General features: G+C 39.7%; 14 protein-coding genes. 8 read left to right on the top strand and 6 right to left on the bottom strand.

The genetic code is table 11. The features are described from left to right. Positions 1-9: 9 nt before the first annotated feature. Positions 10-510, bottom strand: coding sequence for a DUF3267 domain-containing protein (locus ACQKKO_RS08275; RefSeq protein ID WP_498646335.1), 501 nt, complete (start codon positions 508-510; stop codon positions 10-12). 714 nt (positions 511-1,224) lie between these two features. Further along, positions 1,225-1,377: a hypothetical protein gene (locus ACQKKO_RS08270; RefSeq protein WP_498646102.1), complete on the bottom strand. Its 153-nt coding sequence runs from the start codon at positions 1,375-1,377 to the stop codon at positions 1,225-1,227. Between the two features lie 226 nt (positions 1,378-1,603). Here ACQKKO_RS08270 and ACQKKO_RS08265 point away from each other — a divergent pair, with 226 nt between their 5' ends. From ACQKKO_RS08265 to ACQKKO_RS08235, 7 genes are all read left to right on the top strand, one after another. Continuing rightward, entirely contained in the window at positions 1,604-2,617 is a 1,014-nt protein-coding gene (locus tag ACQKKO_RS08265) for a 2,3-butanediol dehydrogenase (protein ID WP_498646101.1), read from the top strand. Between the two features lie 94 nt (positions 2,618-2,711). Then, positions 2,712-3,053, top strand: coding sequence for a hypothetical protein (locus ACQKKO_RS08260; protein WP_498646099.1), 342 nt, complete (start codon positions 2,712-2,714; stop codon positions 3,051-3,053). Positions 3,054-3,202: 149 nt separating this feature from the next. Further along, a complete protein-coding gene (locus tag ACQKKO_RS08255; protein ID WP_498646098.1) occupies positions 3,203-3,991 on the top strand; it encodes an alpha/beta hydrolase in 789 nt (262 codons plus the stop codon). Positions 3,992-4,006: 15 nt separating this feature from the next. Then, a complete protein-coding gene (locus ACQKKO_RS08250; RefSeq protein WP_498646095.1) occupies positions 4,007-4,765 on the top strand; it encodes a class I SAM-dependent methyltransferase in 759 nt (252 codons plus the stop codon). Between the two features lie 7 nt (positions 4,766-4,772). Beyond that, positions 4,773-5,033, top strand: a complete 261-nt coding sequence (locus ACQKKO_RS08245) for a hypothetical protein (RefSeq protein WP_498646093.1) — start codon at positions 4,773-4,775, stop codon at positions 5,031-5,033. A gap of 184 nt (positions 5,034-5,217) precedes the next feature. After that, positions 5,218-6,300 (top strand): glycosyltransferase, encoded by a 1,083-nt coding sequence (locus ACQKKO_RS08240; RefSeq protein ID WP_498646091.1) that lies wholly within the window; start codon positions 5,218-5,220, stop codon positions 6,298-6,300. Next, positions 6,281-8,074: a hypothetical protein gene (locus ACQKKO_RS08235; RefSeq protein ID WP_498646089.1), complete on the top strand. Its 1,794-nt coding sequence runs from the start codon at positions 6,281-6,283 to the stop codon at positions 8,072-8,074. Before ACQKKO_RS08240 ends, ACQKKO_RS08235 begins: the two co-directional genes overlap by 20 nt. 31 nt (positions 8,075-8,105) lie before the next feature. On the opposite strand, the gene ytvA is transcribed toward ACQKKO_RS08235, so the two are convergent. Then, the gene (gene ytvA, locus ACQKKO_RS08230) at positions 8,106-8,906 is read right to left on the bottom strand and encodes a YtvA family blue-light photoreceptor (protein ID WP_498646087.1); all 801 of its coding nucleotides are present in this window, start codon (positions 8,904-8,906) and stop codon (positions 8,106-8,108) included. A 48-nt stretch (positions 8,907-8,954) separates the two neighbouring features. After that, positions 8,955-9,122, bottom strand: coding sequence for a hypothetical protein (locus ACQKKO_RS08225; protein WP_498646085.1), 168 nt, complete (start codon positions 9,120-9,122; stop codon positions 8,955-8,957). A 192-nt stretch (positions 9,123-9,314) separates the two neighbouring features. Between ACQKKO_RS08225 and ACQKKO_RS08220 the strand changes: the two genes are divergently transcribed. Then, complete coding sequence (locus tag ACQKKO_RS08220) at positions 9,315-10,301, top strand: ROK family protein (protein WP_498646084.1); 987 nt, start codon at positions 9,315-9,317, stop codon at positions 10,299-10,301. A gap of 25 nt (positions 10,302-10,326) precedes the next feature. Here the strand turns inward: ACQKKO_RS08220 and ACQKKO_RS08215 are convergent, their stop codons facing one another. Together ACQKKO_RS08215 and ACQKKO_RS08210 are read right to left on the bottom strand one after the other, a co-directional pair. Next, a complete protein-coding gene (locus tag ACQKKO_RS08215) occupies positions 10,327-11,553 on the bottom strand; it encodes an MFS transporter (RefSeq protein ID WP_498646082.1) in 1,227 nt (408 codons plus the stop codon). Positions 11,554-11,728: 175 nt separating this feature from the next. Continuing rightward, complete coding sequence (locus ACQKKO_RS08210) at positions 11,729-12,535, bottom strand: HAD-IIB family hydrolase (RefSeq protein WP_498646079.1); 807 nt, start codon at positions 12,533-12,535, stop codon at positions 11,729-11,731. Between the last annotated feature and the right edge of the window lie 88 nt (positions 12,536-12,623).

Below are 12,623 nucleotides of genomic sequence, written 5' to 3'. Positions count from 1 at the left end.
CCAACCTCACTAAACAGCTTCCACTTTATAAAAGCCTCTATAAAACTTGGAGTTCCGTGGCTTTAAAAGAATTAAAACAGAATTAAAAAGATCCGAAGCAGAATAGAATGTGTTGATCCAACAGACAAAGAGCATGATTACCTGCAGTTCTCCTGATGTGAAAAGACTCAAAGTCCCCGGAACAATCGTTAAAAAGGTAAAGGGAGAACTCATAAATAGAAAGAATCGTGGTTTGGATAAGACCGCATTTGTATGTAACCAAAAGAAAATTCCTTTAAAAGTCAAACTCATGTCGCCCTTTTTATAGACTGTAACGATGTGGATCCACTCGTGAGTGATAAAGGTGCCAATCGCTAATAGGAATATGGAAAACATATTGAGCTGGGAGAAGCTGGCCCCCATTAGAAAAGGTATAGAAAGAACGAGAAACTGAAAGACATAAACAAATTTCATATAATGTATGCGAAACCACTCATTTTTAATAAACGGCTTCCATTCTGATTGATTTATCTCAAGTTGAGGTAAATGACGAAACCAATATATGATGAAAAGCTCCCCTTTATTTAGAATAGCAAGAAGAATGAGTTAAGTACCAAGCCCCGAGCCCACTTAAGCAAGAACCTAGAAGCGTTAGCAAGAAGAACAGGGATTTAACCAAGCCCAGGGCGTGCCCAACCAAGAACCAGGTGCTGATAACAAGAGGCTAGCAGAGGACACCAAGAGGCGGACCCGTTTAGCAAGAAAGATCACGCTCGGAACAAGGAGTTGAGCACCAACACCAAGAGAAACAGGAGTCCAACCAAGCTCGTAACCGTTAGTAAGAGAACAGCCAAGGTTACCAAGAACAATTGACCACAAACCAAGCTCCTAACCCAATTAAGCAAGAACCCAGAGGCGTTAGCAAGAAGAACAGGGATTTAACCAAACCCAGGGCGTGCCCAACCAAGATCCAGGTGCTAATAACAAGAAGCTAGCAGTGGACACCAAGAACCAACCCCGTTTAGCAAGAGCGATCACGCTCGGAGCAAGGAGTTGAGCACCAACACCAAGAGAAACGGGAGTCCAACCAAGCTCGCAACCGTTAGTAAGAGAACAGCCAGGAATACCAAGAACAATCGACCACAAACCAAGCTCCTAACCCAATTAAGCAAGAACCCAGAGGCGTTAGCAAGAAGAACAGGGATTTAACCAAGCCCAGGGCGAGTCCAACCAAGGATCAGGTGCTTATAACAAGAAGCTGGCAGAGGACACCAAGAAGCCACCCCGAATAGCAAGACCGATGACCTCCAGACCAAGAGCTTCACTTACTCCAACAAGAAACCCCACACAGTTACCAAGAAAAATCTTTATATCAAAAAAGTGCTCTATCCTCGCCATGAATGCAGATCCTCATTAAGTCCCGACCTATTAGGCTATAAAATTACATCCTTACATAAGTAATTAGGTATTAGTTTACATTCGTATTGATAATATTGTAAATAAAATCATTATATTTAACCACATTACTAGTCTATTTAGTTGTATAAAATAACCCCATTACGTATAATAAGTATATGATTCGACAAATTTCTTAGATTGAATCCAAAGGGGACAATTACATATAATGAAAGCGCTAATGTACTATGGATCTAAAGATGTAAAAGTAGAGAACGTACAAGATTTAACGGTAAAACATGATTCGGTCAAAATTAAAGTTAAGTACGCAGGAATTTGTGGGACGGACCTCCATGAATACATGCATAAAAACTTTGTTACGGCGGAGCAAATGGTATTAGGTCACGAGTTCACAGGGGAAGTTGTTGAGCTCGGAGAAAGTGTTACGAGATTTAAGATTGGCGACCGTGTTGCTGTTGAGCCAATTTGGGGCTGCGGCGAATGTGAAACGTGTAAAAAAGGTAATTATAATATTTGCGCGAATATGAAATCATATGGAATTCATGAATATGGCGGGTTCGCTGAATATGCTGTCGTGAAGGAGTCGAACGTTTTTGTTCTACCAGACTCGCTTAGCTTTGAACGAGCAGCCCTTTTGGAACCGATTGCTGTAGTACTTCAAGCCATCCGGAAGAGTACATTTAAAATTGGAGACAGCGTAGCTTTATTCGGAGCTGGACCCATTGGGCTTCTCCTCTCAGAATGCTTAAGAGCAGCTGGGGCGAGTAAGATCTTTGTTGCAGAAGTGAGTGATGAGCGAAGGGAAATTGCTCTTAAAATGGGTGCGGATGTTGTGTTAAATCCTCTAAAAGAAGACGTAGCACAAGTAATTAAGGACAACACAAATGGTGGGGTAGATGTTTCATTTGATGTAGCGGGGATTGAAGCTACATTTAATCAATCACTTGATGTGATAAAACCAAACGGTGAATTTATGATTGTAAGTATTTTTGCAAAACCAATTCAATATCATCCAACATTGCAGGTTGTGGGTGAAAAGAAAATTAACTCGTCTCTTGGCTATAACAACATTTTCCCTCAAGCCATCGATCTCCTTTCAAAAGGATCACTAAATGTAGACTCAGTGATAACAAGTATTATTGAACTAGACAATATTGTTGAAGACGGATTCGAGAAGCTTATAAATGATAAGAAACAATGCAAGATCCTTGTAAGACCATAAGAATTTATAAGGCTTAGTTAGAATGAACATCTAACTAAGCCTTTTTATTTATCCGATTATTAACAAAAGTGAGATATAATTGTTGTAGGAGGGGATGCAACTGGAAGGATCATTAAAAAGGATTCTACTATTTTTGACGCTGTTGCTCACCATAGCTCTAATTCCAATCCTCGTGCTTATCTACTCGTTTCAGAATCCGGAACAATATACATTAGAGCACAGCTATTCACCTAATAACATAAATGAAATTGAAGTTATTCAGATCGCAGACTTTCCTGATCCAATATTCGAAATAAAGTATGGAGAAGATACAATTGAATTTACAAAACTGCGAGGAGATCTCTCCATCCACTGGGAAGATGATTATAACGCGTTTGTTCGTTTAGATAGGCCTGTGGGAGAAGAACCACATGTCTTTATTCTTACATTTGATTAAGGATAGGAGGGAAGGTTAACAGTCTGACTTAGCCGAGCCACCAACTCCGGATGAGGCTGACCATTTGTTTGTAATTAAATTGAATCATGATGTCGGCGTTGTCATAAAGAATATTATTCAAATCGAATCAGATATGAAGGGAGATTCTTATGAAAAAAGTTCCGTTTGATTATGAAGTTGGCGAAGTAACCTACAAGGTAGTCGGGGATCGTTATTTAACTTTACATATATTTGAACCTACCGTCCAATTCATTCATCCCCGTCCTGCCATTCTGTTTTTTAATGGTGGTAGCTTTAAACGAGATCCTAAGCTGCCCAATCAATTTCAGCACCAAGCTCACTATTTTTCAAGCCTCGGAATGATGGCCATTTGCGTGGATTATCGAAATGGTGCAGATGAAGGCTTTATTCCTCCTCAAGCGATTTGTGATGTGAAATCCGCTGTCCGTTATGTAAGGAGAAATGCAAACGAAATAGGTGTTGACCCGAGTAAGATCATTGTTTGTGGGTCTTCTGCAGGAGGGTATATCACCGTTTCTTCCATGATGTTCTCTGACCTGGATGACGAGGAAGCTTCTGTCGGAGATGTTGATCACCTGCCCGATGGCCTTATCGTCTTTTCTGCTGATATGGACGGTGTGGACATCATGAGAAGAAGATACCCAGAGCTTCTTGATCAGGCAGCCGACTTTTCACCTCTGCATCATATAAAAAAGAGTGTACCTGACACTCTTTGGATATGTGGAACGGGAGATGATCTTTGTGAGCAAAACAAACGCTTTGTGAAAGAGATGAATCAGGCTGGTAATTGTATTGAATTTAAAACGTACGAAGGGATGGAACATGGATTCTTTAATTACGGTAAACACCAGAATATCTATTTTGAGCGAACGAAAGATGACATGGAGATGTACCTACGGAAGAAGAATTTGATGTAGAGGAAGTGAATCAACATGAAAAGTATATTCGAATCAAATCTACAAAAATATGAGGATCCCACACAATACGATGCATTACATGAATCGTATCAAGACGACCTAATATACGTAATGGAGTATGCAAGCAAGATACAATCCCCTATCATTGACCTTGCGTGTGGAACAGGAAGACTAACGATTCCACTATCAAAACAGGGTCTACACGTTATTGGCGTTGATCTGCATGAAGGAATGTTAAACCGAGCTAGAAAAAAGGCCATGGACGCAGATCTTCAGATTCAATTTGAGCAGCAGGACTGCACCGAGCTAGATCTTCAAGTGAAATCTCCCCTCATATTTATGACCGGTAATTCCTTTCAACATTTTCTGACAAATGAAAGTCAGGATGCCCTGCTTCGATCGATAAGCCGCCATGTAGAAGTAGGTGGAGAATTTATTTTTGATACAAGAAATCCGATCCTAGCTGAATTGAGTGTTGATGATGTTAGTGAAACAGTTGAAACCATGAACGGGAAAAAGAAGGTAGGGAACCATACAGAAACCTATAATCATTTCACTCAAATCTTACACTGCGTGACGGAGACCAGTTGGAAAAAAGACGAGGAGACTTTACACTCAGAAAAAGAATCGATCTCTTTACGTTATACGTACCCAATGGAGTTGAATAGATTACTAGAAGCTCATGGATTTGAGCAGCTTCACTTGTATGGTACGTGGAAGAAGGATACGTTCACAAAGGATAGTCCGCAGATGATTGTTCATTGTAGGAAGTAGGGGAACCATGACAGCATTTCAATTAGATAAACATACAGATCGATCTCGATTATGTTTTCTTATCTTATCCATTCTACTGGCGTATGCTTATTTCGCTGATGATCAAAATTCTACATACTTTATTTTCGCATTAGCAGTGGTAGCCTTTTCTGATGCGGAAAAAGCAGATAGTAACATCCTAAGAATCTGTGCAATTGTTACATACGTTATCTATATATTCTGGGTACTCTATGTAGGCATACGTTGGTTTTATGAACTATTCTTTTAATCGGTCGGTGTTTACGGTTTAGAGTAGCTTAGCGTTTTACCCTTTTAGCATCAATTCACTCGTTTTTTTATTCATTTTGTTAATAATGTTAAGTATTAGTAAATTACCGCAATTTGTATTCTTTCTTTTGTATACTATCGTTAATTTCAATTCAATTACTTTAGTATATGAGGAGTTGCATGAGGTGGGTCCTTCGAATGTATCGATTGTTATTCCGGCCTATGAACCGGATCAGAAACTAGTGACAACGATTAAAAATATCTTACAGTATAATTTTGCGGAAATTATCGTTGTGAATGATGGAAGTAGTCCAGCTAAATCAGCGATCTTTAAAACGATTGAAAAGCTTCAGAGGTGTACAGTTTTAAACCACGATGTAAACAAAGGGAAGGGTAGAGCGTTAAAAACAGCCTTTTCTTATTTTATGACATCGAAGTCTAAAGGAATTGGCGTTGTGACAGCTGATGCCGATGGTCAGCATAGCGGAAGAGATATTCAGAAAGTAGCTATGCATCTGGAAAAACACCCAACTGATTTAATATTAGGCGTCCGTAATTTTGATGAAGATAATATCCCTGCACGCAGTCGTTTCGGAAATAAGGTAACCAAATCGGTACTTAAGTTTACAGCGGGTATGAAGATCTCAGATACGCAAACCGGCTTACGTGGGATTCCAGCTACTTTTTTGAATGACCTCCTTAAGGTTACGGGTGAGCGGTATGAATATGAGATGCAGATGATTCTTGCATGTCGATCGTTTAAACGAAACATTCAAGAGGTTTCCATTGATACGATCTATATAGATGAAAATGAATCGTCTCACTTTAACCCAATTATTGATTCCATTAAAATCTATTATGTCTTTTTACGATTTGCGATCATTTCAGTATTCTCATTTTTAATTGATATTGGGTTGTTTGCTTTGTTTGGTTTGATATTAAGACCTTTGTTACCTACTAGTTTCGTGATCGTGGCGACAGTTGGATCAAGAGTGCTTTCGTCTATCTTTAATTTCGTGTTAAATCGTAAAATGGTGTTCCGAACAGATACCAAGACGTTCCCAAGCGCAGTTAGATATTACAGTTTAGCTGTGGTTCAGATGTCTTTATCTGCTGGCTTTGTTTTTCTCATTTTTCACTATACAAGTGGAAATGCAGTGATCATTAAGATGGTCGTCGATTCGTTACTATTTGTAGCAAGCTTCTTCGTTCAACGGATTTGGGTGTTTGCAAGTAAAGGACCGGAACATGCTCGTAACGTTGCTTAGTGTATTCGTTCTTATTCTTGCGTTGACCGGCTATGTGTTATGGCTTCATGTCAGGTATCGGATTCACTCTGCCATAGCACCAGCGGTTGTTTGTTCCATTGCGGTTGTCTTTTTGTTCCTATCAGGACTGCTAAATCTCCTTCCGCATATGAGTTGGTTCCTTTTAATTGGAGGATTCATTTTGCTAGCAGGTGGCTTGTTCCTGATTCGCAGAGATCGAGATGCACTTCGCTCTTTTCTGTCTCCGGGACTTGTCTTTTTTTATCTATTTTTTGTAGTGGGTTCCATTCTCGTTAAAGACACGCTCTTTTTTCAATATGACCATTTTAGTCATTGGGGTTTAGTCGTCAAAGAGATGGAACGTATTGGTGGGCTGCCGGACTACTCAACAATGGTTGGCTTCACGAACTATCCACCAGGTTCGGCACTTTTTTTATTTTTATTTGTACACATTGTTGGCTTTTCGGAGCCGATTGCATTCATTGGTCATGTTTTTATGATGTCGGCCTTTCTTTGTGTACCCTTTGTTTTTGTTTCATGGAAGCAGCCTATTGCGCTCCTATCCCTGCTTGGGATTACGGTCGCTATTCATTCATCGGCCAAGCATAACTTCTTTGAATTACTAGTCGATCCGTTGCTTGGGTACATCGCTGCCGCTTCTGTTTTTGCCTTTCTCCTCTATCAGAAAGATAGGCGGAGCTTCCTTATAACGTTTGTGCCGTTTACTAGTTTGCTCGTTTTGACAAAAGATAGTGGAAAGCTTTTTTTTGTTTCAATACTCATCTACATACTTATGTATGTACTTTTAGAGAAAAAGGGTTCCAGGAGAGACTGGTTTAAGAAGAAATCACTCGTGGTCATTGGCTTGGTTGTAGGGGTCACTCCATTTATACTTGATTTCCTATGGAAACGATACGTAGATAAAGCGTATCCTGCGAATGAAGTTGTAAACAAATTTGCGATGAATCGGAATACCTTTCTGAATCCTTCAAAAACCCCGGAGTTTGTCGAAGCGTTCCTACCGAAAATGGGGACAGCGCTGATTAAATGGGATCTGGTTAATACGCGAGTACTACTAAGTAGCTTCATAGCCGTTCTTTTAGTCGTGATAGTGATCTGGTTTTTAAAAAAGAAACCTCCTACCTCCTTGCTAAAGACGATTGCCTTTTCGGTAGGATTTCTTGGCTTCTATGTCATCATGCTTTTTACGATGTATTTTTTCTTAATGCCAGAAGCTGAGGCGATTAGACTTGCAGGGTTTAACCGATATATGAATAGCGTCGTTCTTTTTATTAGTCTTCTTCTTGTCGTGCAAGCCATCATTACGTTAACAGCGGTTACGCCAAAGATAAGGACAATACTTAGTGTGATCATGGTCGGAATCTTTCTTTTTGCAGTAGGAAGTGATTTGGGTAATGGGATTGCTGCTCCAGTTAATGCATCTGAATTACGAACCGATTTGCACAAAGTCTACCATGAGGTGAAACAAACAGCTGCGGCTACAAGTGAAGACTCCTTCTTAGTAGTTGATACGTCCAACGTCTATAGCTCAGACTATATTCGATACATCATTGATTACGAGCGTTCTACTGGAAATAATCAGGTGTTATCTAGCTGCATAGAACGCTCCACTGAAGAGATGGAAGAGACCCTTTCAAAAGCTCAGTATTTGTTATCAATTGATGTGAGTGAGGAAGAGGCTGCTTGTCTGGAGGACGTTATAGGAATGAAGGTGTCTGGAAACTCATTTTATCCCTTATCTAAAAAAGAATAGATGCAAATTGTAAAAAAACTCGACTATACATTCAGTCGAGTTTCTTGTTGTTTTCTTGTTCAATTAAGGCTTGAACGACTTCTTGAACAGAGCCAGCAGTTTGCAGGTTATTATAAAGCAGATCCTTCGTCTGTAGAATATCCATCGCAATCGATGAAGACATTCCCGTGATAATCAGGTCAGCCCCTTGCATACGTATGACGTCTTTAAGCGTTATTAAATCTGCTAGAAGGAAGTCATTAGCATTGGTGACACCAGACAAATCTGCAATGATGGTTGTTAGCCTGCGCTCTACAATTTCTTCTGTTGTGACAGTTAAAATGTGGTTAAAGCGCTCTTGATTAACCTTACCGATTAACGGCAGGACGGCTACACCCTTAAATACGGGAACAATCGGACAGGCAAGGCTCGCAATCTCTTGCTGTGAGCCGAGTAGCTCTCGTTCAATCTCTTTCTCTCGTGTCACGTCCTTTTGTACACCAATAAAGAAATGTTTCTTTTCCTCCTCGACATACAAATGGTCAACCGTTAAACTGTTCCAAAAGCCTTCACCCGATTTTTTATAGTTGTACAGAGTGACCGAACAAGATTCATTCGCTTTAATGGCTTGTCGCAGTCTGTGTACTTCACTCTGATCGGTCTCTTCTCCTTGGAGAAAACGGCAGTTCTGACCAAGAATATCTGATGTTGAATATCCTGTCATCTCATAGAATCCTTGGTTTGCGTATATAATCGGATTGTCTTCTAGCTGAGGATCTGTGATTAATACACCGGCTCTCGTATAGTCTAATGCTTTGAATAGAAGTTCTTTGTTAGTAATAGTGTTAATCATAGACACCTCCGTCTTTCTGTTTTCTTAAACGTTGTTTGACAGGATGAACTACTTATTGCCTTCTACGTTTATCTCCTCTAGAGCTTTTTCGAGTTGATAAATATCTTCATCAAGGCTTACGGCGAATAAGGGGCAATCTTCACGCGCTCTCACCCGTAATCGTTTGAGAAAGCTAAGCTCACGATGAAACAGCTCTTTTTCGAAAAGTAGGATCATAGATATCCTCCTCACGGTTGTTAGGTTGATACCTACATAGCATGTTTTCCCAAATCTACTCGGATGAACCTTTTATTACGAAACTATTTGCGTTTATTTGTAAGGTAGATGGGTATATGACGAAAACTCATGTATGATAGAGGGAAGAGTAAAAACGGAGTCATGTGATAAAAACAGTGGAGGCATTAATAAGTGGGTACAAATATGATTCGTAAACAGAACCTAGACCTAGTCAAACGCATTATGTTTACTAACCAAAAAATGGTTGCTTCGGAAATTGGGAAAGCAACCGGTCTAAGTGTTGTGACGACTAATTCGTTAATCAAGGAGCTACTAGAAGATCACGTCATTCTGGAAGGAGAGGTCATTCAACCGCCAATGGGCAGGCCAGCCATCGAGTATGTATTTAACGCAAATCATACTCATTCGTTGTTACTTTCTATTCAAAACAACCGATCGAACTTATGCATTGTAGCTAAGGTTGTTAATCTCTATGGAGAAGAAAAGCATGAGTGGTTGATGGATTATACAGAGGTGTCACTAGACGGATTAATTGACGCCATATTAAATTGTTTAAATGATAGCGATATAACAGTCGATAACATTGCATTATCTATCCCTGGGAAGGTGTTTCAAGATGAGGTCACATCCAGTTGGGGGCAACAATTTACTGGATGGCGTATTAAAGAGGTATTAGCAAGGCATACAGATGTCCCAATATCGATTCAAAATGATGCACACCTTACGACCATCGGGTATTTTATTCGGTGTAACGAGGAGTTGGCAGGAACCATCGTTGGGATCTATTTTCCTAAAGAGAGTTCTCCAGGGATTACGATCTTTAGTAATCATACGTTGATTGAAGGGAATTTAGGGCTAGCTGGAGAGGGGAAATACCTACCATTTCTAATGGATAAAAACCCACCGCAAACAGATCAAGAATTGGTTGATGCCATTTCAGAAGTAATCTCTTTCTACAATGCGGCTCTTGCTCCTAATTTCATTGTCATTTCATCAATCCACTTATCAGAGGATCTGGTGGTTGATGCATTAGAGAGAAATGGACACCTACGTCAACATCCAAACGAACCTACCATTTTGATCGATACTAAATTCCAAGAGAGTATGACCGCAGGCTTACGCTGGCTGGCTAATGAGAATACACCCTATCCTTTATAGGGGAATATAGAAAACCCTTCAGATGTTACATTTGAAGGGTTTTTGGATTGGTCTTTTTAATTACTTCAGCAGGCTCTTCTAGATTCAACTTTTTGTAAGAGATATGGATGAAGAAAAGAAGAATGGTCATCACAACAGAAAAGGCAAACATAAACCATAGAGTCACATGGACTGGGTATTCATCTAACAAGTTCCCTGCAAACTTAGGGAGTAATGCACCACCCAGGCCGCCCATGGCGATGAGAATACTAGTCGTCCGGTCCTCTAAACCAGGGATGCCACCATTAATAACGAGAAGTCCTAATGAAAAAATACCTCCCATGAGAATGCCTGCAATAAAGATTACGATGAAACTGAATGTAGCATTTGGAGATAGAGCAAACATCCCTATGCTCAGCATCTGACCGACCACCATTCCCATAAATAAGTTCCAAATTCTAAAGCGATTGACGATAAAGATCATCAGTAACCGCCCAACAGTCATGGCCCCCCAGAAGACTGTAATACTAAGTGCAACTGTTGCATTTGAGAGGTCTGATGTCATTGCCATAATCGTAGGTAAGTAATTAGGGAACGTCATTTCGAGTCCAACATATAAAAAGAAAAAGATCGATCCCAGGATTAACAAAGGACGTGTTGGTTTTGTATACGTTTTTTTAACCGTCTGACTACCTGAAGGCATCTCAGGCTTTTTCCGAAGAATGTATTCATACTGACCAACTCTAACAAACAACCATAAGAAGAAGCTAATGCTAACTAGAATCGAAACAAATAAGAAGATTGAATTCCATTCACCTGTAGCGATTAAGAAAGCAGCAATTAGTGGGATGGTTAAAGCCCCGATTCCAAAACATAATTCTGTCAGGACCATGATAGAAGCCTTTTTCTCTTTAAGCTCAGCAACGATCATACCAGCGAGTAATGTTTCAATCATCCCAAACCCGGCTCCACTAAATGGAATAATCATAAGAAGTGAGTTCCACGGAATTAAGGAATAGAGTGAAAGCTGTACAGTCGCAAAGAGGGTCATGGCGAGCAGGAGCGTCAGTCTTCTTCCCCATTTCTTAATAAGGAATGGGGTGAAAAGAACTCCAATCAGAAACCCAAAGAATTGATTCATAATGAGTTGCCCACCATCGCTATAGGTCACATCATAATGATCAATTAATGGTTCTAGCACACTTCCTAGGATGATATGTCCAATGCCTGTTAGTAAATAGGCAAAACAGGCTAACCAAACTAAACGTTTCATAGGTGTACCGCCTAACAATAAGTATTAAAAGCTAAATACATACTGATTAATCATTAGAGTGACGTTTTTCATACCGTAAGGACACGAAACCCATCAGTAGAACCGTCGCACATATGAAGAATAGGGAGGATAGACCTTGAAGGATGATTAAGACTGCTTCCATGTTATCCTCCTCCTATTCGTTAAGATTTAATAAAGCTTCAATGGTGTGCAAGACCCCGTCTTGATCATTTGTAAGCTTCATAACATATTGTGCTGCCTTCTTGGTATTCTCACATGCATTATTTACGGCAAAGCTGTAAGATGCAATATCCATAAGCTCAACATCGTTCTCTCCATCACCAAAGGAAACGGTTTCTTCTTTCGTAACACCAAGCATGGACTGAATCGCTTTCACGGTTTCTCCCTTATGAACCCCTAATGCAGTAATGTCTAACCAGTTTGCTTCTGAATCTACAATGTAGATTTGGTTAAGTAGGGAACATTCAACATGTTTTCGTAGTTGAGAGCTTCTCCCTTTCCCATCATACACTGTTATTTTTAAAACTTCTCCTTCGATCTCATTAAAATGATCTACTTTTATGACTTTCTCATATGAGCCTCTTACGATTTTGTATGCGTCCTCATCAATAGAAGAGTGAACGTAGGCGGCGTGTCTCGTACAAACAATAATGGATAAACCAGATGCAAATCCTCCAACTTGATCAATTGATTGCATTGCAATCTCACGCTCAATTGTAAAATCTTTAATAACCTGACCCGCTTTTTTAATTCTTGTTGCACTGTCCCCTAAAATCCAAATGTCCTCACCAATACCCTCAAACAGGGCTTCAACACGTTCACATTGCTTTCCTGTGCATGCTACAAATAGTATTCCTTTTTGTTTTAGCTGATCATGAACCTTTACAAAATACTCTTTGTTGAACGTGTGATGATTGTTAAGGAATGTTCCATCTAAATCTGTGACAACCAATTTAATCATTAGAAAATCTCCCCTCAAATATACTTTATAAATGAACTTAATTAAGTATATTTATTATATCATCTTATATGTAAGTTTCAATGATTAC

The organism is Alkalihalobacillus sp. NPDC127517 (assembly GCF_050276055.1).
GTDB lineage: Bacteria > Bacillota > Bacilli > Bacillales > Bacillaceae_D > Alkalicoccobacillus.
Note: the sequence above shows the minus strand (reverse complement) of the source record. Positions and strands in the feature narration are given on the sequence as shown.